Source organism: Streptomyces sp. NPDC058052 (genome assembly GCF_042885515.1).
Lineage (GTDB): Bacteria > Actinomycetota > Actinomycetes > Streptomycetales > Streptomycetaceae > Streptomyces.
Map to the genome: position 1 here is coordinate 1 of NZ_JBHVRX010000048.1, position 22,517 is coordinate 22,517.

General features: G+C 73.1%; 20 protein-coding genes. 10 read left to right on the forward strand and 10 right to left on the reverse strand.

The features are described from left to right. On the reverse strand, nt 1-1,994 hold a 1,994-nt coding region (locus tag ACFVU3_RS37115; protein WP_390073199.1), incomplete at its 3' end, for a homocysteine S-methyltransferase family protein. Between the two features lie 256 nt (nt 1,995-2,250). Here ACFVU3_RS37115 and ACFVU3_RS37120 point away from each other — a divergent pair. From ACFVU3_RS37120 to ACFVU3_RS37145, 6 genes are all read left to right on the forward strand, one after another. Beyond that, complete coding sequence (locus tag ACFVU3_RS37120; protein WP_390073200.1) at nt 2,251-3,015, forward strand: IclR family transcriptional regulator; 765 nt, start codon at nt 2,251-2,253, stop codon at nt 3,013-3,015. Between the two features lie 277 nt (nt 3,016-3,292). Then, nucleotides 3,293-4,051 carry an MIP/aquaporin family protein gene (locus ACFVU3_RS37125; protein WP_390073201.1) on the forward strand — a complete coding sequence of 253 codons (759 nt, stop codon included), beginning with the start codon at nt 3,293-3,295 and terminating at the stop codon, nt 4,049-4,051. Nucleotides 4,052-4,110: 59 nt separating this feature from the next. Next, nucleotides 4,111-5,637 (forward strand): glycerol kinase GlpK, encoded by a 1,527-nt coding sequence (gene glpK / locus ACFVU3_RS37130; protein ID WP_390073202.1) that lies wholly within the window; start codon nt 4,111-4,113, stop codon nt 5,635-5,637. Nucleotides 5,638-5,653: 16 nt separating this feature from the next. Beyond that, entirely contained in the window at nt 5,654-7,261 is a 1,608-nt protein-coding gene (locus ACFVU3_RS37135; protein WP_390073203.1) for an FAD-dependent oxidoreductase, read from the forward strand. A gap of 258 nt (nt 7,262-7,519) precedes the next feature. After that, on the forward strand, nt 7,520-8,581 hold the full coding sequence (locus ACFVU3_RS37140; protein WP_390073204.1) for an LLM class flavin-dependent oxidoreductase: 1,062 nt from the start codon (nt 7,520-7,522) through the stop codon (nt 8,579-8,581). A gap of 142 nt (nt 8,582-8,723) precedes the next feature. Then, nucleotides 8,724-9,875, forward strand: a complete 1,152-nt coding sequence (locus ACFVU3_RS37145) for a PAC2 family protein (protein WP_390073205.1) — start codon at nt 8,724-8,726, stop codon at nt 9,873-9,875. A gap of 69 nt (nt 9,876-9,944) precedes the next feature. Here ACFVU3_RS37145 and mshC read toward each other — a convergent pair whose 3' ends face one another. The 4 genes from mshC to ACFVU3_RS37165 all read right to left on the reverse strand — a co-directional run bounded on the left by mshC (nt 9,945) and on the right by ACFVU3_RS37165 (nt 13,545). Beyond that, entirely contained in the window at nt 9,945-11,174 is a 1,230-nt protein-coding gene (gene mshC / locus ACFVU3_RS37150) for a cysteine--1-D-myo-inosityl 2-amino-2-deoxy-alpha-D-glucopyranoside ligase (protein WP_390073206.1), read from the reverse strand. 220 nt (nt 11,175-11,394) lie between these two features. Then, entirely contained in the window at nt 11,395-12,201 is an 807-nt protein-coding gene (locus ACFVU3_RS37155; protein ID WP_390073207.1) for an SCO1664 family protein, read from the reverse strand. Continuing rightward, nucleotides 12,198-12,788, reverse strand: a complete 591-nt coding sequence (locus ACFVU3_RS37160) for a DUF3090 domain-containing protein (RefSeq protein ID WP_390073208.1) — start codon at nt 12,786-12,788, stop codon at nt 12,198-12,200. The genes ACFVU3_RS37155 and ACFVU3_RS37160 overlap by 4 nt, the downstream gene beginning before the upstream one ends. Before the next feature lie 67 nt (nt 12,789-12,855). Next, nucleotides 12,856-13,545 carry a histidine phosphatase family protein gene (locus tag ACFVU3_RS37165; protein ID WP_390073209.1) on the reverse strand — a complete coding sequence of 230 codons (690 nt, stop codon included), beginning with the start codon at nt 13,543-13,545 and terminating at the stop codon, nt 12,856-12,858. A gap of 85 nt (nt 13,546-13,630) precedes the next feature. On the opposite strand from ACFVU3_RS37165, the gene corA reads away from it, so the two are divergent. Next, nucleotides 13,631-14,623: a magnesium/cobalt transporter CorA gene (gene corA / locus ACFVU3_RS37170; RefSeq protein ID WP_390073239.1), complete on the forward strand. Its 993-nt coding sequence runs from the start codon at nt 13,631-13,633 to the stop codon at nt 14,621-14,623. Between the two features lie 34 nt (nt 14,624-14,657). Here the strand turns inward: corA and ACFVU3_RS37175 are convergent, their stop codons facing one another. Next, entirely contained in the window at nt 14,658-15,443 is a 786-nt protein-coding gene (locus tag ACFVU3_RS37175) for a ferritin-like domain-containing protein (protein WP_390073210.1), read from the reverse strand. A gap of 221 nt (nt 15,444-15,664) precedes the next feature. Continuing rightward, entirely contained in the window at nt 15,665-16,714 is a 1,050-nt protein-coding gene (locus tag ACFVU3_RS37180; protein WP_390073211.1) for an LLM class F420-dependent oxidoreductase, read from the reverse strand. A gap of 153 nt (nt 16,715-16,867) precedes the next feature. On the opposite strand from ACFVU3_RS37180, the gene ACFVU3_RS37185 reads away from it, so the two are divergent. Next, nucleotides 16,868-17,845, forward strand: a complete 978-nt coding sequence (locus ACFVU3_RS37185; RefSeq protein ID WP_390073212.1) for an aldo/keto reductase — start codon at nt 16,868-16,870, stop codon at nt 17,843-17,845. Then, nucleotides 17,842-20,142: a helix-hairpin-helix domain-containing protein gene (locus tag ACFVU3_RS37190; RefSeq protein WP_390073213.1), complete on the forward strand. Its 2,301-nt coding sequence runs from the start codon at nt 17,842-17,844 to the stop codon at nt 20,140-20,142. The genes ACFVU3_RS37185 and ACFVU3_RS37190 overlap by 4 nt, the downstream gene beginning before the upstream one ends. Before the next feature lie 81 nt (nt 20,143-20,223). Here the strand turns inward: ACFVU3_RS37190 and ACFVU3_RS37195 are convergent, their stop codons facing one another. Next, nucleotides 20,224-20,877: a hypothetical protein gene (locus ACFVU3_RS37195; RefSeq protein WP_390073214.1), complete on the reverse strand. Its 654-nt coding sequence runs from the start codon at nt 20,875-20,877 to the stop codon at nt 20,224-20,226. Between the two features lie 47 nt (nt 20,878-20,924). Between ACFVU3_RS37195 and ACFVU3_RS37200 the strand changes: the two genes are divergently transcribed. Further along, nucleotides 20,925-21,113: a DUF5703 family protein gene (locus tag ACFVU3_RS37200; RefSeq protein ID WP_319013159.1), complete on the forward strand. Its 189-nt coding sequence runs from the start codon at nt 20,925-20,927 to the stop codon at nt 21,111-21,113. Nucleotides 21,114-21,170: 57 nt separating this feature from the next. On the opposite strand, the gene ACFVU3_RS37205 is transcribed toward ACFVU3_RS37200, so the two are convergent. Then, nucleotides 21,171-22,025, reverse strand: coding sequence for a chaplin (locus ACFVU3_RS37205; protein WP_390073215.1), 855 nt, complete (start codon nt 22,023-22,025; stop codon nt 21,171-21,173). 156 nt (nt 22,026-22,181) lie between these two features. Then, nucleotides 22,182-22,415 carry a chaplin ChpH gene (chpH, locus tag ACFVU3_RS37210; RefSeq protein ID WP_015032475.1) on the reverse strand — a complete coding sequence of 78 codons (234 nt, stop codon included), beginning with the start codon at nt 22,413-22,415 and terminating at the stop codon, nt 22,182-22,184. Nucleotides 22,416-22,517 lie beyond the last annotated feature (102 nt).

Genomic DNA, 22,517 nt, shown 5'->3' on the forward strand with positions numbered 1-22,517 from the left:
TTCTCGCCGTCGATGATCCGCCGCTTGAGGCGCTCCTCCAGCGGCAGCGCGGCCAGCTCCTCGGCCTTGCCGGCCTTCAGGGACTTGGTGGTGGCGCCCTCGAAGAGGGCCATCAGCTTCTGCAGCGGGTCGTAGCCCTCGGCACGCCGGTCGTAGATCAGGTCGAGGGCGGTGGTGACCTGCTCCTCGTCGAAGCGGGCGATCGGCAGGATCTTCGAGGCGTGCACGATCGCCGAGTCCAGGCCGGCCTTGACGCACTCGTCGAGGAAGACCGAGTTGAGCAGGATCCGGGCGGCCGGGTTGAGACCGAAGGAGATGTTCGACAGACCCAGCGTCGTCTGCACCTCGGGGTGGCGGCGCTTGAGCTCGCGGATCGCCTCGATCGTGGCGATGCCGTCCTTGCGGGACTCCTCCTGGCCGGTGCAGATGGTGAAGGTCAGCGTGTCGATGAGGATGTCCGACTCGTGGATGCCCCAGTTGCCCGTCAGATCCGCGATCAGCCGCTGGGCGATGGCGACCTTGTGCTCGACGGTCCGGGCCTGGCCCTCCTCGTCGATGGTCAGGGCGATCAGCGCGGCACCGTGCTCCCGGGCGAGCCGGGTGACCTTCGCGAAGCGGGACTCCGGACCGTCGCCGTCCTCGTAGTTGACCGAGTTGATGACCGCGCGGCCGCCCAGCTTCTCCAGCCCGGCGCGCAGAACGCCGACCTCGGTGGAGTCCAGCACGATCGGAAGGGTGGAGGCGGTGGCGAAACGGCCGGCCAGCTCCTCCATGTCCGCGACACCGTCCCGGCCCACATAGTCCACACACAGGTCCAGCATGTGCGCGCCCTCACGGATCTGGTCCCGCGCCATCTCCACACAGTCGTCCCAGCGGCCCTCCAGCATGGCCTCGCGGAACTTCTTCGACCCGTTCGCGTTCGTCCGCTCGCCGATCGCCAGGTACGACGTGTCCTGCCGGAACGGCACGGTCTGGTAGAGCGAGGCGGCACCGGGCTCGGGGCGCGGGTCGCGCGGGCTGGGCGTGAGGTCGCGGACGCGCTCGACGACCTGGCGCAGGTGCTCGGGGGTGGTGCCGCAGCAGCCGCCGACGAGGGAGAGGCCGTACTCGCGGACGAAGGTCTCCTGGGCGTCGGCGAGCTCGGCCGCGGAGAGCGGGTAGTGGGCGCCGTCGGAGGTGAGGACCGGCAGACCGGCGTTGGGCATGACCGACAGCGGGATCCGTGCGTGCCGGGCGAGGTAGCGGAGGTGCTCGCTCATCTCGGCGGGGCCGGTGGCGCAGTTCAGGCCGATCATGTCGATGCCGAGCGGCTCCAGGGCCGTCAGGGCGGCGCCGATCTCGGAGCCCAGGAGCATCGTGCCGGTGGTCTCCACGGTGACGGAGACGATGAGGGGCACGTCGGCGCCGAGCGCCTCCAGGGCGCGGCGGGCGCCGATGACGGACGCCTTGGTCTGGAGCAGGTCCTGGGTGGTCTCGACGATGAGCGCGTCGGAGCCGCCGGCGAGGAGGCCCTCGGCGTTCTGCTGGTAGGCGTCGCGCAGGACGGTGTAGGGGGCGTGGCCGAGGGTCGGGAGCTTGGTGCCGGGGCCGATGGAGCCGAGCACCCAGCGCTGGCGGCCGTCGGCGGCGGTGAACTCGTCGGCGACCTCGCGGGCGACGCGGGCGCCGGCCTCGGAGAGCTCGTGGACGCGGTGGGCGATGTCGTACTCGCCGAGGGCCGCGTGGTTGGCGCCGAAGGTGTTGGTCTCGACGCAGTCGACACCGGCGGCGAAGTACTCGCGGTGGACGGAGGCGACGATGTCGGGCCGGGTGAGGCTGAGGATCTCGTTGCAGCCTTCGAGGTTCTCGAAGTCCTCGAGGGTGGGCTCCTGGGCCTGGAGCATGGTGCCCATGGCTCCGTCGGCGACGACGACGCGACTGGCGAGTGCCTCGCGGAGGGCGGCGGCGCGGCTCCGGCTGTCGGCGGAGACGGAAGGGGTAGGCGACGAGGCCATGAAGGAGCTCCCTGGGATGCGACGGCTGTCGGCTTTGCACCCTGGGCACAGGGTGCACGGGCTCAGCGTAACCGCGGATCGACCGGGGCGGACACGGCGTCCCACGTGGCGGACGGCATCCTTTGTGCGAGGACTCCCGGTACGGCCCCTTCTTCGAGGACACTGTCAGGTGCGAGGCAAGGTCGGCATCGACCGATAGTGTTCAGCATTGTCGAACGTCGGTATCTGTGCGTACGTGAGGGAGAAGGGCCGGGCGATGGCGAAGAACATCCAGTCGCTTGAACGGGCGGCGGCGATGCTGCGACTGCTCGCGGGTGGCGAGCGCCGGCTCGGACTGTCCGACATCGCGTCCTCGCTCGGACTGGCCAAGGGCACCGCCCACGGCATCCTGCGCACCCTCCAGGCGGAGGGCTTCGTGGAGCAGGACGCCCCCTCGGGCCGGTACCAGCTGGGCGCCGAGCTGCTGCGTCTGGGCAACAGCTATCTGGACGTGCACGAGCTGCGGGCGCGGGCGCTGGTGTGGACGGACGACCTGGCGCGGTCCAGCGGGGAGAGCGTGCACCTGGGAGTGCTGCACCAGTCGGGCGTACTGATCGTCCACCACGTCTTCCGGCCGGACGACAGCCGGCAGGTCCTGGAGGTGGGGGCGATGCAGCCGCTGCACTCCACGGCGCTGGGCAAGGTGCTGTCGGCGTACGACCCGGTCGCGCACAGCCAGGCCGTGGAGGTGGAGCGGGAGCCGTTCACGCCGCGCACGGTCACCGGCCTGGAGGACTTCGAGGCGCTGCTCGACATGACGCGGGCGCGCGGCTGGGCGGCGGACGAGGAGGAGACCTGGGAGGGCGTGGCCTCGGTGGCGGCGCCGATCCACGACCGGCGCCGGATGCCGGTGGGGGCCGTGGCGGTCACCGGGGCGGTGGAGCGGGTCTGCCCGGCCGGCGAGCTGCGCCCGGAGCTGGTGGCGGCGGTGCGGGACTGCGCCCGGGCGGTCTCCCGGGACCTGGGGGCGGGCCGCTTCTGAGCCCGCGCCGCGGGGGCCGGTGAGCCGGTCCGCACGGAGAGCGAACCCGTCGGTAACGATCGCGTTATCGGCGGGTCTTTCGTTTCCCAGACCCTTGACGCGCTGTTAACCCCGGGGCAAAACTTCCGTTCATCGGTCGGCATTGTCGAACACCTACCGGCAATACGCGTTAGAGTGTGGCAGTGCCAAGGGCCGTGGACGCCCTCACACGAGGGCGCGGACCACCGGCGAGATCCGGGGTCCGCCATCCCCTGGACGAAGGACAAAGGAGTCGCGGGTGTCCAGCTCCGACATCTTCCTCGGCGAGACCATCGGTACCGCCGTACTCATTCTTCTCGGCGGCGGCGTGTGCGCCGCCGTGACGCTCAAGAGCTCCAAGGCCCGTGGCGCGGGCTGGCTCGCGATCACCTTCGGGTGGGGCTTCGCCGTCATGACGGCGGTCTACATGACCGCTTCCCTCTCCGGCGCCCATCTGAACCCCGCCGTCACCGTCGGCATCGCCGTCAAGGACGGCGAGTGGGGCGACGTGCCCGTCTACATCGCCGGCCAGATGCTCGGCGCGATGATCGGCGCCGCCCTGGTCTGGGTCGCCTACTACGGCCAGTTCCTCGCCCACCTCACCGACCCGGAGACGGTCGGCGAGAAGCCCGCCGAGGGCCCCGGCCCCGTGCTCGGCATCTTCTCCACGGGACCCGAGATCCGGAACACCTGGCAGAACCTCGCCACCGAGATCATCGGCACCGTCGTGCTCGTCCTCGCCGTGCTCACCCAGGGCCTCAACGACAGCGGCAAGGGCCTCGGCGTCCTGGGCGCCCTCATCACGGCCTTCGTCGTGGTCTCGATCGGCCTCTCGCTCGGCGGCCCGACCGGTTACGCGATCAACCCGGCGCGCGACCTCGGCCCGCGCCTCGTGCACGCCCTGCTCCCGCTGCCGAACAAGGGCGGCTCCGACTGGAGCTACGCCTGGATCCCGGTCGCCGGTCCGCTGATCGGTGGAGCGCTCGCCGCGGGTATCTACAACATCGCGTTCGCCTGAGCCGTAGAACAGCACCAGAGCCCCGAGCCGTCCTTCCCAGACTTTCCCAGGAGCACACCGTGACCGACGCCCACACCGCCGGCCCGTTCATCGCCGCCATCGACCAGGGCACCACCTCGTCCCGCTGCATCGTCTTCGACAAGGACGGCCGGATCGTCTCGGTCGACCAGAAGGAGCACGAGCAGATCTTCCCGAAGCCGGGCTGGGTCGAGCACGACGCCACCGAGATCTGGACCAACGTCCAGGAGGTCGTCGCCGGCGCCATCGTCAAGGCCGGCATCACCGCCGCCGACGTCAAGGCCATCGGCATCACCAACCAGCGCGAGACCACGCTGATGTGGGACAAGAACACCGGCGAGCCCGTGCACAACGCGCTCGTCTGGCAGGACACCCGCACCGACGCCCTCTGCAAGGAGCTCGGCCGCAACGTCGGCCAGGACCGCTTCCGCCGCGAGACCGGCCTCCCGCTCGCCTCCTACTTCTCCGGCCCGAAGGTCCGCTGGCTGCTCGACAACGTCGAGGGCCTGCGCGAGCGCGCCGAGCGCGGCGACATCCTCTTCGGCACCATGGACTCCTGGGTCATCTGGAACCTCACCGGCGGCACCGAGGGCGGCGTCCACGTCACCGACGTCACCAACGCCTCCCGCACCCTCCTGATGAACCTGCACGAGATGGCCTGGGACGAGCGCATCCTCCAGTCGATCGACATCCCGGCCGCCGTCCTCCCCGAGATCCGCTCCTCCGCCGAGGTGTACGGCGCGGTCAAGGGCGGCGTCCTCGACGGCGTCCCGGTCGCCTCGGCGCTCGGCGACCAGCAGGCCGCCCTCTTCGGCCAGACCTGTTTCGCCGAGGGCGAGGCCAAGTCGACGTACGGCACCGGCACCTTCATGCTGATGAACACCGGCGACAAGATCATCAACTCCTACAGCGGCCTGCTGACCACGGTCGGCTACCAGATCGGCGACGCCAAGCCGGTCTACGCCCTGGAGGGCTCCATCGCCGTCACCGGCTCGCTCGTCCAGTGGATGCGCGACCAGATGGGCCTGATCAAGTCCGCGGCCGAGATCGAGACCCTGGCCTCCTCCGTCGAGGACAACGGCGGCGCCTACTTCGTGCCCGCCTTCTCCGGCCTCTTCGCCCCGTACTGGCGCTCCGACGCCCGCGGTGTCATCGCCGGCCTCACCCGGTACGTCACCAAGGCGCACATCGCCCGTGCCGTCCTGGAGGCCACCGCCTGGCAGACCCGCGAGATCACCGACGCCATGACCAAGGACTCCGGCGTCGAGCTGACCGCGCTCAAGGTCGACGGCGGCATGACCTCCAACAACCTGCTGATGCAGACCCTCTCGGACTTCCTGGACGCCCCCGTGGTGCGCCCCATGGTCGCCGAGACCACCTGCCTCGGTGCCGCCTACGCCGCCGGCCTGGCCGTCGGCTTCTGGCCGGACACCGACGCGCTGCGCGCCAACTGGCGCCGTGCCGCGGAGTGGACCCCGCGCATGGACGCCGACAAGCGCGACAGCGAGTACAAGAACTGGCTCAAGGCCGTGGAGCGCTCCATGGGCTGGCTCGAAGAAGAGAAGTGACGAGGAGTAGACCGAGATGACCACCCCGCAGACCGTTCCCGCCCTCGGAACGCACCCGGCCGCCGGCTCGCTTCCGACCCGCGCCGAGACCAGAGAGCAGCTTGCCAAGGCGACGTACGACCTCCTGGTGATCGGCGGCGGCATCCTGGGCATCTCCACCGCCTGGCACGCCGCGCAGTCCGGTCTGCGGGTGGCCCTGGTGGACGCCGGCGACTTCGCCGGCGCCACCTCCTCGGCCTCCTCCAAGCTCCTCCACGGCGGCCTGCGCTACCTGCAGACCGGCGCCGTGAAGCTCGTCGCCGAGAACCACTTCGAGCGGCGCGCCGTCTCCCGGCAGGTCGCCCCCCACCTGTCCAACCCGCTCACCTTCTACCTGCCCGTCTACAAGGGCGGCCCGCACGGCGCCGCCAAGCTGGGCGCCGGCGTGTTCGCGTACTCCGCGCTCTCCGCCTTCGGTGACGGCGTCGGCCACCTCCTCTCCCCCGCCAAGGCGGCCCAGGACGTGCCCGAGCTGCGCACCGACAACCTCAAGGCCGTCGCCGTCTACGGCGACGACCAGATGAACGACGCCCGCATGGCGCTCATGACGGTCCGCGCGGCCGTCGACGCCGGCGCCGTCGTCCTCAACCACGCCGAGGTCACCGGGCTGCGCTTCACCAAGGGCCGGGTCACCGGCGCCGAGCTGCGGGACCGCATGTCCGGCGAGGAGTTCGGCGTCACCGCGCGGCTCGTCCTCAACGCCACCGGCCCGTGGGTGGACCACCTGCGCCGCATGGAGGACCCCAACGCGGCCCCCTCCATCCGCCTCTCCAAGGGCGCCCACCTGGTCCTCAAGCGGACCGCCCCGTGGAAGGCCGCGCTGGCCACCCCGATCGACAAGTACCGGATCACCTTCGCCCTCCCCTGGGAGGACATGCTCCTGCTCGGCACCACCGACGAGGAGTACGAGGGCGACCCGGGCGAGGTCGCGGTCACCGAGAAGGACACCGCCCAGATCCTGGACGAGGCCGCCTTCTCCATCCGCGACCAGCAGCTCGACCGCTCCCTCATCACCTACGCCTTCGCCGGCCTGCGGGTGCTCCCGGGCGGTCCCGGTGACACCTCCAAGGCCAAGCGCGAGACGGTCGTCACCGAGGGCCGCGGCGGGATGCTGTCGGTCGCCGGCGGCAAGTGGACCACCTTCCGCCACATCGGCCGCACCATCATGAAGAAGCTGGAGGCGCTCCCCGGCCACCCGCTGGGCGAGGACTACGAGTCGGTCTCCACGCTCCCGAAGCGGCTGCCGCTCCCGGGCATCGCCAACCCCAACGCGGTCGCCCACCGCCTGCTCGTCGACGGCCCGGCCCCCGGCCCCCGGATGGCCGCCGACACCGCCAAGCACCTGGCCACGCACTACGGTTCGCTCTCCTTCGACATCGCCCGGATGGCGAACGAGAACCCGGAGCTGGCCCGCCGGATCCACCCGGACGCGCCGGAGATCTGGGCCCAGGTCGCCTACGCCCGCGACCACGAGTGGGCCGAGACCGCCGACGACGTGCTGCGCCGCCGCACCACGCTGACCATCCGCGGCCTCGCCACCGACGGGATCCGCGCCGAGGTCGACGCGATGCTGCGCGCGAAGTAGTCCCCCGAACCGAGGGGCGGTCTTCTCCGGGGAGGGTGGAGGCCGCCCCTCGCGCATGCCCGCCGGCGGCGTGGTCCGCGTGGCGGCGTGGTCCGCGTGGCGGCGTGGTCCGCGTGGCGGCGTGTTCCGCGTGGCGGCGTGGCGGCGTGTTCCGCGCGTGGCGGCGTGTTCCGCGTGGCGGCGGGGGGGCTCCCGCGGCCCGGGCGCGTGCCACGCGGCCGCCACACCGCCGCAACACTCGGCGCGCAGAGTGGGGGCATGAAGTTTCAGGTGCTCTCGATCGTCCCCCACTCCCCGCACCCGCTCACCGGTGGACTTCTCTCGGCGGCCGACAGGCTGGAGCAGGTCGTGGCGCTCGGCGAGGCCGCCGAGCGGCTCGGCTTCGACGCGTACGCGATCGGCGAGCGGCACGCCGGTCCGTTCCTCTCCTCCGCGCCGACCGTGCTGCTCGCCGCGCTCGCCGCCCGCACCTCCCGGATCCGGCTCCTCACCGGCGTCACCGTGGTCGCGATCCTCGACCCGGTCCGGGTCGCCGAGGACTACGCCACCCTCGACCAGCTCTCCCGCGGCCGGCTCGAACTCGTCGTCGGCAAGGGCGCGGAGGCCGGCCACTTCGACCTCTTCGGCCTTGACGAGGAGCGGCAGTGGGAGCTCCAGAAGGAGAAGTACGAGCTCCTGCGCCGGCTCTGGACCGAGGAGGGCGTCGACTGGGAGGGCGGCTCCCGGCCGCCGCTGAGGAACGTCACCACGATCCCCCGGCCGTACGCCGGTCCGCCGAGGATCTGGCACGGCTCGGCCACCAGCCTGCACTCCCCCGAACTCGCCGCCCGCCACGGCGACCCGCTCTTCACCGCCAACGCGATCCAGCCCCGCGAGGCGTACGCGCGGCTGATCGCCCACTACCGCGAGCGGTTCGAGGCGTACGGGCACGACCCCGCGCACGCGCGCGTGGCGGCCGGTTCGGGCGGGCTGCTCATCGCGGACACCCCCGAGCAGGCCGTACGGCGGTACAAGGAGCTGTACGAGGCGAAGGTGGCGCAGAGCTTCCGGCCGCACCTGGAGGGCAGGGCCGGGTACAACACCCCCTTCCGCACCGTCGAGGAGGCGATCGCGGACGGTCCGCAGCTGATCGGCTCCCCCGAGCAGATCGCGGAGAAGATCCTCGGCTTCCACGCCGACTACGGCCATGACCTCCAGTCCGTGACGGTGGACGGTTTCGGACAGTCGACGGCCGAACAGACCGAGACCCTGGAACGGTTCGCCGAGGAGATAGCGCCGGTGCTCAGGAAGGAGGCGCCGAGCACGCTCTGGGAGGTGTGACGTGACCGTGTGCGGGGCCTCGTTCGTGGGTAGTCGATCAGCGCCGCACGGGTTCTCGGGCGAGTCCGGGGGCTGCGGACGGACGACCGGGAAGCCGTAAGGTTGCTCCGTACGACACGAACTTCGAAGAAGGAGGCGCTGGGTGATCGAGCTCGAGGGGGTACCCGAGCTGATCGACCCGGTCATGGTGGCCGCGTTCGAGGGCTGGAACGACGCCGGCGACGCCGCCTCCACCGCGGTCGCTCATCTGGACCGGGAATGGAAGGGCGAGGTCTTCGCGGCGCTCGACGCCGAGGACTACTACGACTTCCAGGTCAACCGTCCGACGGTGTTCCTGGAGAACGGCGTCCGGAAGATCACCTGGCCGACGACCCGGCTCTCCGTGGTCCGGATCGGCGGCGACAAGCCCCGCGACCTGGTTCTGGTCCGGGGCATCGAGCCCTCGATGCGCTGGCGCTCCTTCTGCAACGAGCTGCTGGGCTTCGCGCACGAGCTGGGCGTGGAGATGGTGGTGATCCTGGGCGCGCTGCTCGGCGACACCCCGCACACGCGTCCGGTTCCGGTCAGCGGCGTCACCTCCGACCCGGACCTGGCGCGGACGATGGACCTGGAGGAGACCCGGTACGAGGGGCCGACGGGCATCGTCGGGATCCTCCAGGAGGCGTGCACCCACGCGGGCGTGCCGGCGGTGAGCCTGTGGGCGGCCGTGCCGCACTACGTGTCGCAGCCGCCGAACCCGAAGGCGACGCTGGCGCTGCTGAACCGGCTGGAGGACCTGATCGGGCTGCGGATCCCGCTGGGCGAGCTGCCCGAGGACGCGCGGGCCTGGCAGCTGGGGGTGGACCAGCTGGCGGCGGAGGACAGCGAGGTCGCCGAGTATGTGCAGACGCTGGAGGAGGCCCGGGACACCGCGGAGCTCCCGGAGGCGTCGGGCGAGGCGATCGCGCGCGAGTTCGAGCGCTATCTGCGGCGGCGCGACCCGGGCGCGGGCCCGGCCGGCGGCGGTCCGGGGCTGGCGACGGAGAGCGGGGACACCTCGTACCTGCGGGATCCGGGCAGCGGCCGGACCCGCCCGCCCAAGCCGGAACAGCCCGGTCGGCCGGACCAGGCCGAGCAGGCCGAGCAGACCGAGCAGACCGAACCGGACGAGTCGGCCGCACAGGCGGAGGAGACCGGTCCGGCGGAGCAGGCCGAACAGGCCGGACAGCCGGGAACGGTCGAGCGGGCCGGACAGGCGGAGCCGCCGGAGACGTCCGGGGAGCCCGAGGCGGGCGAGGCGGGCGACGAGACGTAGGGCCGGGAACGGAGAGACGGAGAGGGAGGGGCGGCCGCGGCCGCCCCTCCCTCTCCGTCTCGTCCTGGGTTACAGCGCGACGCCGAGGAGCGCGTCAACCGTGCGGGAGACGAGTCCGGGGGCGGACTCGTCGGTGCCTCCGTCCGCCTCCTGGCGGGCGGCCCAGCGGTCGACCGCGGCGAGCGCGGCCGGGGCGTCGAGGTCGTCGGAGAGGGCCTCGCGGACCTCCTCGACCAGGGCGTCGGCGGACGGGCCGTCGGGCCGGGAGACCGCGGCGCGCCAGCGGTCGAGGCGGTCGACGGCGTCCTGGAGGACCTGGTCGGTCCACTCCCAGTCGGCGCGGTAGTGGTGGGCGAGGAGGGCGAGCCGGACGGCGGCCGGGTCGACGCCCTCGCGGCGGAGCGCGGAGACGAAGACCAGGTTGCCCTTGGACTTGGACATCTTCTCGCCGTGCAGGGCGACCATGCCGGCGTGGACGTACGCCTTGGCCATGGGGAACTCGCCGGTGAGGGCCTGGGCGTGCGAGGCGCCCATCTCGTGGTGCGGGAAGATCAGGTCGGATCCGCCGCCCTGCACGTCGAAGCCCATGCCGAGGTGGTCGAGGGCGATGGCGACGCACTCGATGTGCCAGCCGGGGCGGCCGGCGCCGAGGCTGCCGCCGTCCCAGCTGGGCTCGCCCTCGCGGGCGGCCATCCACAGCATCGGGTCGAGCGGGTTCTTCTTGCCGGGACGGTCGGGGTCGCCGCCGCGCTCGGCGGAGAGGTGCCGCATCAGCTCGGTGTCGTAGTGCGAGACCTCGCCGAAGTGCGGGTCGGCCTCGACGGAGAAGTAGATGTCGCCGTCGAGCTCGTAGGCCGCGCCGGAGTCCCGGAGCCGCTCCACCAGCGGGATGATGGACGGTATCGACTCGACCGCGCCGACGTAGTGGCGCGGGGGCAGCATCCGCAGGGCGGTCATGTCCTCGCGGAAGAGGGCCGTCTCGCGCTCGGCCAGGCCGACCCAGTCGATGCCGTCGCGCAGCGCCCGCTCCAGGAGCGGATCGTCGACGTCCGTGACGTTCTGGACGTAGTGGACCTGCCGCTTGGTGTCGAGCCACACGCGCTGAACGAGGTCGAACGCGTTGTAGGTCGCCGCGTGACCCATGTGGGTCGCGTCGTACGGCGTGATGCCGCAGACGTAGATACGGGCGACGGGGCCAGGGGCGAGGGTCACTCGTCCGCCGGTCGCGGTGTCGTGGATCCGGAGGTCGCGGCCCTTGCCAGGAAGGGCGGGGACCTCGGAAGCGGGCCAGGCATGCATGACCCGAGCGTAACCGGACAGCTGTTTCGGATACGAACCGGATCCGGAATCTTGTCCGATCATGCGCTCTTGCGGGTGAGCGAGGTGTGTGTATACCCCCCAGGGGTCCGGAGGGCTCCGGGAGGCCCCGCGCGGGCGTGGCCGAAACCACACGGTTCCGGGGCCCCTTCCCGGACCGGCCGCTCCTGGGCCGTCTCTTCCGGGTCCTGCCGGGCTCGTCCTAGACCGGCGGCCACGGGATCGCCGGCCACTGGCCGGACGGCTCCGGATGGCGCCCGGAGGCCAGCAGCGCCGCCACCCGTTCCCGTACGGCGGACACCTCGGCGGCCGTGAGCAGTTCCCCCAGGCGGGTGGCGAGGGGCGCTCCGGGGGCCAGCGCGCCATCGAGCGTCCCGAGGACCTCGGTGGCCTCCTGGGGCAGCTCCTGGCCCGCCCAGCCCCACAGCAGGGTGCGCAGCTTGTCCTCGACGTGGAAGGAGACTCCGTGGTCGATGCCGTAGAGCCGGCCGCCGGGGGCGGGGAGCAGATGGCCGCCCTTGCGGTCGCCGTTGTTCATCACCGCGTCGAGGACGGCGAGCCGGCGCAGACCGGTGGTGTCGGCGTGGACGAGGAGCGCGGTGCGGCCCTCCCCCACCTCGGCGGGACCGATCGCCTTCCAGCCCTCGCCGGCCTCCTCGTCCTCGGTGAGGGCGAGCAGCCGGGCCTCGGGGTCGGCCTCGACCCAGAGCTGGACCATGCCCTCGCCGTACGGGCCGTCCCGCAGCACCGTGGGCGGGACCAGGCCCCAGCCGGTGGCCTCGGAGAGCTCGTACGCGGCGACCTCGCGCTCGGCGAGGGTGCCGTCGGGGAAGTCCCACAGGGGGCGCTCCCCCGCGACCGGCTTGTAGACGCAGGCGGCTTCCCGGCCCTCGTACGCGACCGTGCAGTAGAGCACCGCGTTGGACGCCTCGCGGACCTGCCCCCGCACGGTGAGCTCACCGCGGGCGAGCAGCTCGACGTCCTGCGGGAACTCGGGGCTGCTGCTCATGCTCCGCGGCGGTATCCGTTCTGGCGGGGACAGACGTGGCCCTCCGGGTCCAGCGGGAGGCTGCACAGCGGGCACGGCGGGCGCCCGGCGTTGACCACGTCCAGGGCCCGCTTGGCGAAGGCGCGGGCCTGGGCGCCGCTGAGGCGGACGCGGAGCATCGGCGGGCCGTTCTCCTCGTCCTGGAGCAGCCGCTCCTCGGCCGCGGCGAGGTCCTCCTCGGAGTCCGCGTCGAGTTCGACGAGGGCCTGGGCCTCGACGATCATGCGCTGCTCCTCGCCGTCCCAGGCGAGCGCCATGGTGCCGACCCGGAACTCCTCCTCGACGGGGGTGTCGAGGGGGGCGGTGTCGGCGATGTCGGCGGGGGCGACGGCGGGCACCGGGGCGTTGCCCCCGGTGCGGCGCAGCACCTCGTCGAGGAGTTCGTCCATGCGCTCGGCCAGGGCGGCCACCTGGGTCTTCTCCAGGGCGACGCTGGTGATCCGGCCGGACGCGGACGCCTGGAGGAAGAACGTCCGGCGGCCAGGCAGCCCGACCGTGCCGGCCACGAAACGCTCCGGAGGGTCGTAGAGGAACACCTGACGGGACACGCTTCCGGCTCCCTTGACTGTCGACTGTCGTACTGCAACGGCGAGTCCACCCTACTGCGCGGGGGGATCACGGTGCGCCCGCACCGCCCCCGACCTCGGCCGTCCCACTGGTGCCGGGGGTCTCACGGGGGGCCAGGGCGGCGAGGTCGCCGGTGTCGCCGAGGCGGACCAGGAAGGGGCGCAGCCGGGTGTAGCGGATCACCGTGAGCGAGCAGGGGTCGACGTGGATGCGCTGGAAGAGGTCGAGGTGGAGGCCGAGGGCGTCGGCGACGAGGGACTTGATGATGTCGCCGTGGGAGCACATGGCGTAGACGGCGTCCTCGCCGTGCTCGGCGTCGATCCGCGCGTTCCAGTCGCGCACCGCCTCGACGGCCCTGGTCTGCATGGCGCGCATGGACTCGCCGCCGGGGAAGGCGGCGGCGGAGGCGTGGGCCTGGACGACCTCCATCAGCGGCTCGTCGTTGAGCTCGGCGAGCTTGCGGCCCGACCAGTCGCCGTAGTCGCACTCGTTGATCCGCTCCTCGACGTGGAGCGGGAGGTCCGGGCGGGCGTCCAGGAGCGGCCGGAGGGTCTCGCGGCAGCGCTGGAGGGGGCTGGAGACGGCGGCGGCGAGCGGGACGCCGGCGAGCCGGGCGGGCAGGGCGGCGGCCTGGGCGGCCCCGCGCTCGTCGAGCGCCACGCCCGGCGTGCGCCCGGCGAGCAGACCGGAGGTGTTGGCGGTGGAGCGTCCGTGCCGGACGAGGATCAGCGTGGCCATGCCGGCCAGCCTACGGCGCACGCGCGCGTGTCGGACGGTGCGCGGCGGGTAGGCGCGCGTGCGGAACCGGCGGCACGGAGGGAGAATACGGCGCGTGATCGTCGACTCTGCCCTCTACCGCGACGGCCGCCGCACGGAGTGCGGCGGCGACCTCTCCCGGTCCCTGGCGGAGGCGCGGGCCATCGGACACGCCTTCCTGTGGGTGGGCCTCTACGAACCGACGGAGGCCGAGTTCGACCACGTGGCCTCCGAGTTCGCGCTGCACCCGCTGGCGGTCGAGGACGCGCTGAAGGCGCATCAGCGGCCCAAGCTGGAGGTCTACGACGACTCCCTCTTCGTGGTGCTGAAGCCGGTCGTCTACGAGCCGGAGAGCGACCGGGTCTCGTCCGGGGAGCTGATGCTCTTCCTCGGCGACTCCTTCGTGGTGACGGTCCGGCACGGCGAGGGCGCGCCCCTGGCGGCCGTGCGCAAGCGCCTGGAGACCCATCCGGAGGTGCTGCGGCACGGGCCGACCGCGGTGCTGTACGCGGTGAGCGACGCCGTGGTGGACCACTACCTGGACGTGGCGGGCGAGCTCCAGGTGGACCTGGAGGAGCTGGAGGCGGACGTCTTCGCGCCGGGCGGGACGGGGACGGCGAACACGGCCGAGCGGATCTACACGGCGAAGCGGCAGGTGCTGGAGTTCCGTCGGGCGTCGGGACCGCTGGCGGGCCCGATGGCCCGGCTGCAGGCGGGGGCCGTGCCCTTCGTGAACGAGGAGTCGCAGCCCTTCTTCCGGGACGTCAACGACCACCTGCTCCGGGCCAACGAGCAGGTGGAGGGGTTGGACCGGCTGCTGTCGGACGTGCTGTCCGCGCACCTCGCGCAGATGGGGGTGCGGCAGAACGACGACATGCGGAAGATCTCGGCCTGGGCGGCGATGGCGGCCGTGCCGACGATGGTGGCGGGGATCTACGGCATGAACTTCGACCACATGCCGGAGCTGCACTGGACGTGGTCGTACCCGGCGGTGATCTTGGTGATGGCGGGGATCGAGCTGGGGCTGTACCGCCTGTTCAAGCGGCGCGACTGGCTGTGAGCCGGCCGCGCCGGGCGTGCGCGGGTCCGGCCGGTCAGAAGGCCGGGGCGGGGGTGGCGGGACCGCCGAGGGCGTCGAGCCGTTCGGGCATCCGCAGGGAGATCATCTTGTGCCAGCCGGCCGCGCGCTCGTAGACGTACACGCCGTGGATTCCGGCGGCGAGCGCCGCGCCCTTGGCCTTGGGCCAGTCCAGGATGCGGCCCATGTGGCGCATCACGGCGAGGCTGACGTCGCGGTAGACCTGGATCTCGGCCAGGGCGGATTCGCGCAGGGTGCGCTGGATGAGCCGGCCGTGGCCGGCTCGGGCCAGCCGGAGCAGTTCCTCGTGGCAGTAGGCGAGGTGGTTGTCCTCGTCGTTGCAGATCATGCGGATGGCCCTGCCGAGCTCCGGATGGTCGCCGAAGTACGTGACGAGGAGCTGCATCTGGGCGGCGGCGCGTTCCTCGGTGACCCGGCTGTGGGCGAGGTAGACGACGACGTCCTCCTCGGTCAGCGGCTGGTCGCGGCGGAGCTTGTCGTGGGCGAGGCCGATGCCGCGGCGCTCCAGGAGCATCGTGTAGTCGGTGTCCGGCGGCACGGGGACGGGTTCGAGGCCGCGTTTGCGCATGAGGGCGTGGAAGATCCGGCCGTGCTTGTCCTCGTCGGCGCCGTGCCGGGTGATCTTCGGGGTGAGGTCCCGCATGCCGGGGGCGACGAGGGCGGCGATCCGGGCGTTCTCCCAGCCGCCCTGCGACTCGCCGCTGGCGGCGATCGAGCAGAAGAGCCGGAACGCCTCGTCGTCGTCGATGATTTCCTGGAACAGGCCCTTGGCCGTGAGCATCGCTGCCACCTCCCTGCGGACGTCCGCGCTCCGCGGGTCCGGGAGACCGAGTCAAATGCGGTCCGGGGCGGCGGGCAACAGGAGGGCTCCGCGGTATCGGCCGAAAGAGTGAGGGCCGGGGCCGTAACCGGGGGCGCCGTGGCGCGTTGAACGGCATGACGGCCGTGGCGGGGAAGACCCCCGAGCCCCCACCACGGCCGCGGAACGTTCCTTCGCTCCCGTTACGCCAGGCCGGCCCGCTCCAGGGCGTCCACGCCCGCGCGCAGGGCGGTGAGGCGCTCGTCGAGGGTGAAGCCGGCGGGGGCGAGGGTCAGGGTGGTGACACCGGCCTCCGCGTAGGCGGTCATGCGGTCCGCGATCCGCTCGACGGTGCCGAGCAGGGCGGTCTGGTCGATCAGGGTGCGGGGCACGGCCGCCGCGGCGCCCGTCTTGTCGCCGGCCAGGTACTTGTCCTGGATCTCGGCGGCCTCCTTCTCGTAGCCCATGCGCTGCGCGAGCTGGTTGTAGAAGTTCTGCTTGCGGCTGCCCATGCCGCCCACGTAGAGGGCGGTGTACGGGCGGAAGACGTCGGCGAGCGCGTCGACGTCTTCGCCGAGGGCGAGCGGCAGCGTCGGACAGACGTCGAAGCCGTCCATGGTCAGGCCGGCCTTCTCGCGGCCCGCCCGCAGCGGGCGCAGGGCGGTCTCCTCCAGGTGCTCGGCGGAGGGGAAGATCAGCAGGGCGCCGTCGGCGATCTCGCCGGTCTGCTCCAGGTTCTTCGGGCCGATCGCGGCGATGTAGACCGGGATGTGCTCGCGCTGCGGGTGGACGGTCAGTTTGATCGGCTTGCCGGGTCCGCCGGGCAGCGGGAGCGTCCAGTGCTCGCCGTCGTGGGTCAGGCGCTCGCGGGACATCGCCTTGCGGACGATCTCCACGTACTCGCGGGTCCGGGCGAGCGGCTTGTCGAACTTCACGCCGTACCAGCCCTCGGAGACCTGCGGGCCGGAGACGCCGAGCCCGAGGCGGAACCGGCCGCCGGAGAGCGAGTCCAGGGTGGCGGCGGTCATCGCCGTCATGGCGGGCTGGCGGGCCGGGATCTGCATGATCGCCGAGCCGACGTCGATCCGCTCCGTCTTCGCGGCGACCCAGGAGAGCACCGTCGGCGCGTCCGAGCCGTACGCCTCCGCCGCCCAGCACACGTCGTAGCCGAGGCGGTCGGCCTCCTGGGCCACGGCCAGATTGTCGCCGTCCATGCCGGCGCCCCAGTAGCCGAGGTTGATGCCGAGCCGCATGTCCACACACCCCTTACCCATGAGTAACGTCTTTCGTCCCGGACTCTAGCGCGCCCTCCCCGGATCCGTCAGGAGCCGCACGCCACGCCGTCGTCCACAGGTTCTGTCCACAGGGTCTCTCCGCGTGGTGCCCCGGCCAGTAAGGTCCCGCCCATGGAGCAGAGGCATCTCGGACGTACCGGCCTGCGCGTCTCGCGCATCGGGCTCGGCACGCTCACCTGGGGGCGGGACACCGACGAGCACGACGCCGCCGCGCAGCTGAAGGCGTTCTGGGACGCGGGCGGCACGCTCGTGGACACCGCCGACGTGTACGGCGGAGGCGAGGCGGAGTATCTGCTCGGGCGGCTCATGGAGCGGCTCGTGCCGCGCCGCGACCTGGTCCTGTCCACCAAGGCCGGCAGCGTCCCGGACCCGGACCGGCGCACCGACGGCTCGCGCGGCCACCTCCTCGCCGCGCTCGACGCCTCCCTGGCCCGGCTCGGCACGGACCACGTGGACCTCTGGCAGCTGCACGCCTTCGACCCGTACACGCCGCTGGAGGAGTCGCTCCAGGCCCTCGACATCGCGGTGCGCAGCGGACGGGCGCGGTACGCGGGCGTGGCGAACTTCTGCGGCTGGCAGCTCGCCAAGGCGGGCACCTGGCAGCTGGCCGGCGACCGGACCCGGCTCGCCGGCGCGCAGCTGGAGTACTCGCTGCTCCAGCGGGGCGTCGAGCGGGAGGTGCTGCCCGCCGCGATCGACCTCGGCATAGGTCTGCTGCCGTCCTCCCCGCTCGGCCGCGGCGTGCTCACCGGCAAGTACCGGAGCGGCACCCCTTCCGACTCCCGGGGCGCTTCGGAGGCGCTGGCACCGTTCGTGGAGCCGTACCTCGACGAGGCCGCGAGCCGGATCGTGGAGGCCGTCAGCACCGCCGCCGACGGACTCGCCACGAGCGCGCTGCACGTGGCGCTCGCCTGGGTCAGGGACCGGCCCGGCGTCACCGCGCCGATCGTCGGCGCGCGCACGGCACGGCAGCTCACGGCCGCGCTGTCGGTGGAGGGCCTTAGTCTTCCTGACGAGATCTGCCGGGCTTTGGACGATGTGTCCGCGCCCGTGCACCGCTATCCGGATCACGACTGGAGCACCTTGTGACCGAGCCTTCCGGGGAGACCGCGCCCGAGGCAGCCGAGGACATCGCCCCCGAGGACGTGGCGCAGTCCGCCGCGCCCGAGGACGGGACGGCCGCCGCCGACGCCGCCGGGGAGGACTCCGCGGGACCGGAGACCCCCGGGAGCGGGTCCGCCGAGACGGCGGACGCGTCGGAGGAGGCATCGGAGGAGCCGGAAGCGCCCGGAGCCGCCGCGGAGGCCGAGGACTCCGGATCCGCCGGGTCCACCGGGGCCTCCGCGTCCGGCGAGTCCGGCGAGTCCGCCGAGAGCGCCGAGTCCGCCGAGTCCGCCGAGGGCGCGTCGCCGGAGCTGAGCGAGGCCCAGGCGGAGCTGGCGGCCCAACGGGAGCTGCGGGCCCGGATCGAGGCGCGGAAGGCCGACAAGTCCGGGACCGTGGAGAGCGGCGCCAAGCTGAGCGGGGCCGCCGCCGACCTGCTCGCCGCCGTACGGGCCGTGGAGGGCGGTTCCGCGTCCGGCGGCGCCTTCTTCGAGCCGGCGCCCGAGCCGCCCCGCGCCGCCCGGCCGGCCGAGACCACCGTCCGGCCGCCCGCCCCGTCCGCCCCGCCCGCGCCCACCGCCGGGGCGCTCACCGGGGTGCGCGAGGTGCTGGCCCGTGGCGGCGCGCCCGAAACGCTGGCCGGCCAGGTCGCCGCCGCGCTCGGCGAGCGCGCGGCCGAGGCGCTGGCCGAGGACCCGTGGCGGCTGCTGGCCGTCGCCGGGGTGCGTCCGGAGCAGGCCGACGGCTTCGCGCGGGCCCTGCTCGGCGGGGCCTGCGGTCCGGACGATCCGCGGCGCGCCGTCGCCCTGACCGTGTGGCTGCTCGACCGGGCCGCCCTCCAGGGCCACACCGCGCTCACCCTGGACGAGGTGCGGGCCGGCCTCGCCCGGCACGAGGTCCCCGACCCGGAGAAGGCCGTCGAGGCCGCGATCTCCGAGGGCGCCGTCCTCGTCTTCCAGGAGGAATCCGAGGAGCCGGACGAGACGGACGAGACGGAGGAGGCCGCGGCGTCCCCGAGGGACGAGGGCGTCGGAGACGGCTCCGTCGAGCCCCCGCTGCTCGGCCTCGACCGGTACGCGCTCGCCGAGGAGAGCCTCGCCGACGGGCTGGCCCGCCTGGTGCGCACGGTCACCGCCGGGGAGTGGGACGGCGGCGAGCTGGAGCGGGCCGTCGGCGGTCACGGTCTGGTGCTGCACACCGGCGGCGAGGCCGCCCGCGCCGAACCGCTGGCCCTGGCCGCCGCCGCGCGGGAGCGCGGGCTGCGCGTGCTGGTCACCGTGCACGACGCGGAGCGGCTCGGTGAGGAGGAGCGCGCCGCCGGGACGGTCGTGCCGCTCACCGCGCTGCTCTCCGGGACGGCCGGTCCGGGCCGCGACGAGGAGGGCGGGCTCGCCCTCGACCTGCTGGTGGTGCTCGACGCCCCGCAGCTCGACGTGGAGACGGGCGCGATGCTCGTCGAGGCGCTGCCCGACGGCTGCCGGCTGGTCCTCAGCGGCGACCCGGACGTCCTCGGGGCGGCGGGTCCCGGTGCGGTCTTCGCCGACGCGCTCGCGGCCCGCGTCTGCCCCCGGGTGGCCTCCCGCCGGCCCGACCCGGGCCCGCTGGGCGAGCTGGTCTCGGGCGTCGGCATCGGCGAGCTGAACCAGGTCGCCGCGCCCGGCAAGGAGGTCGTGATCGTCCCGGTGCGGGACGCCGGCGAGGCCGTGCACCGCACGGTCCAGCTGGTCGCGGACTCGGTGCCGCGCGCCTTCGGGCTGACCCCCGAGCAGACCCGGGTGATCACCGTCGGCCACGGCGGTTCGGCCGGGACGCGCGCGCTGAACACGGCCCTGAAGCAGCGGCTGAACCCGGGCCCCGGCCGCTTCGGCGGCTACGACCCGGGCGACCGGGTGGCGTACGCGCCGGTGCCCGGCCGGACGGTGGCGGGCACGGTCCTCGGGGCCGACGCCGAGGGGCTGCGGCTGCGTACCGCGGACGGCGAGGTCGTCGTGCCGAAGGAGCGGGTGGAGTCGGCACTGCGGCACGGCTGGGCGCTGACCGCGCACCAGGCGGCCGGCGGCCGGTGGCCCGCGGTGGTCGTGGTGCTGCCGGGCGACGCGGCGCCGGGGCTGAGCCGGCCGTGGGTCTACACGGCCTTCGGCCGGGCGGAGCGTCATCTGTCGGTCGTGCACGGTGTGGACCAGGCGCTGCCCCGGGCGGTGGCCGAGGTCCTCGCCCCGGCGCGGACGACCCGGCTGCGGCCGCTCCTGGTCGGTCTGCTCGCCGTCCCCGGCGAGGAGTGAGCCGACCCCGGAGGCGGAACGCCGGAGGGCCGGGACATCCGCGGTGGTGTCCCGGCCCTCCGGCGTCCTCCCCGGCGCGTGTCAGCGGTCGGTGCCCCCGTCCTGTCCCGCGTGGGCCGTCCCGCCTCCCTCCTCGTCGTCCTCGTCGTCGAAGACGGAGCTGATGTCGAAGCGGCAGACGATCCGCTCCGGATCGGCCTGCTCAAAGGGGGCGGCGAGCCACTCCCCCGGCTCCGGGAGGTCCCCGGCGGCGGTGACCCAGAGGGTGGAGTCGCCCTCCTCCAGGCCGAACTCCTTGTGCCGGGAGGCGATCTCGTCGGGTTCGTACTCCCCGAAGAGGACCCCGAGCGCGGCGGCGGTGCCGCGGGGTCCGTCCTCGTCGTGGTCGAGGTCGGCGACGAGCCGGGCCTGGGCCACGAGCCGACGCGGCTCGGCCACGGCGTAGTCGCGGCGGATGAGCACGCTGAGGGCATGCGGTTCGTCAGGTCCGGCGTAGGGGGGCAGCCCGTCGTCGGCCCCGGGGATCTCGAAGGGGGTCACCTCGTCGTAGCGGTCGTAGAGGAGTTCGTCATAGGTCTCGGCGGCCGCGGCGAGGGCGTTGAACGCCTCGTACACGGCCGTGTCGTCGTCCCCCGTGCGGCGTTCGACCGCCGCGAGGTGGCGGTCCAGTGCGGTCTTGACCGCCTCTGCGGCGGCACGTACCTCGGCAGCGGTGGGCTGCGCAGCATCAGACATGGGACAGACGCTATCCGTACCGGGCAGGTGCCCGCACAATAGATGCGATGCCGGAATACGAATTTGTCGACGTGTACGTGCCGCGTGGCGTCTCCCGCAAGGAGACCGCGCGGCTTCTTACGGACCATGCCGAGTACGGGCACTGGGAGTTGGACCGCCTCACCCTGCGCCGGGACGGCAGCCGCAGAGTGCGGCTGAAGCGGCGGATCATCCGTCAGATCCGCGCGACCTGGTGACGGACGCGAAAGGGGCCCCGCGCGTGCGGGGCCCCTTCGCGTTCCGGCCGGTCCGGTTCAGGCGCGGCGACGGGTGCGGCGGTAGACCAGCGAGCCCGCGAGGAGCATGCCCGCGGCGGCCGGCACGATGACGCCGAGCGGCGCGGAGGATCCGGTCTCGGCGAGCTCGTCCGGCGAGGCCGGGGGCGGCGTGAGCTGCGGGCCGGGCTGGTTCGTCCCGCCGTCCGAGCCGGGCGGCACACCGGGAGTGCCGGGCGTACCCGGGGTCCCGGGGGTCCCCGGCGTACCGGGAGTGCCGGGAGTGCCGGGAGTGCCGGGAGTGCCGGGGGTCCCGGGAGTCCCCGGCGTACCGGGGGTGCCCGGAGTCCCCGGCGTACCGGGAGTGCCCGGAGTACCAGGCGTGCCGGGGGTCCCGGGGGTGCCCGGCGTGCCGGGCGTCTCGGGCTCCTCGCCGTACCCGCCCGGCTCCTCCTCGCCGTAGCCGGTGTCGGGGTTCCCGCCGTTCGCGCAGTCGTTGCCCGCGGCGGCGTTGCCGAGGCCGATGCCCGTGACGCTGTTGCCGCACACGTTCACGGGCACGTCGACCGGCACCACCACCGTGTTGCCGGAGGCCACGCCCGGGGAGTCGCTCGCCCGCGCGTCGCCGGACGCTCCGCGTCCGGCCTGCGAGGGGATGTTCGCGCAGGAGTTGCCCATCGCCGGGTTGAGCACCCCGACCACGTTCACGGTGTTGCCGCAGGCGTTGACCGGGGCGTGGACCGGGACCTGCACGGTGTTCCCGGACGCGACGCCGGGTGAGTTCGCGGACGTGCCGCTCGCACCGGAATCCGCCTGGGCGATGCCGCCGCCGAGCGCGAGGACGCCTCCGGCCGCCGCGACGGTGATGATGCTCTTGCGCGTGACCTGTCGCATAGCTTGCTTACCTGCCTTCTCGGCGATGTCGCCTGATCGGCTTGGAGTGAGGGCCACCGGGCCCGTGCCCGGGGCGGAAATCGCCACCGGCCCCGGAGTGCATGGCACGCACTCCGGGGCCGGACGGCTCACGCCCTCAAGGGGCGGGGCACAACGTCAGGCGTTGACGCAGGTGTTGCCGAAGGCGGGGTTCAGCAGGCCGATCACGGAGACCGTGTTGCCGCAGACGTTCACGGGAACGTGAACCGGGACCTGCACGACGTTGCCCGAGAGGACACCGGGGGAACCGATGGCCGCACCCTGGGCACCCGCGTCGGCGACGGCCATGCCCGCGCCCGCGAGAACGAGACCGCCGGTGGCAGCCGCAGCAGCGACGACCTTCTTGATCATTATTCCTCCTAGTTGACAAGTGCGGCCCCAGCCGCGGACCGCAACACCTGTAACGAGGGGGAACGGAGGGGGCTACGAGCCCCCGGGTGCATTCACTCTTTC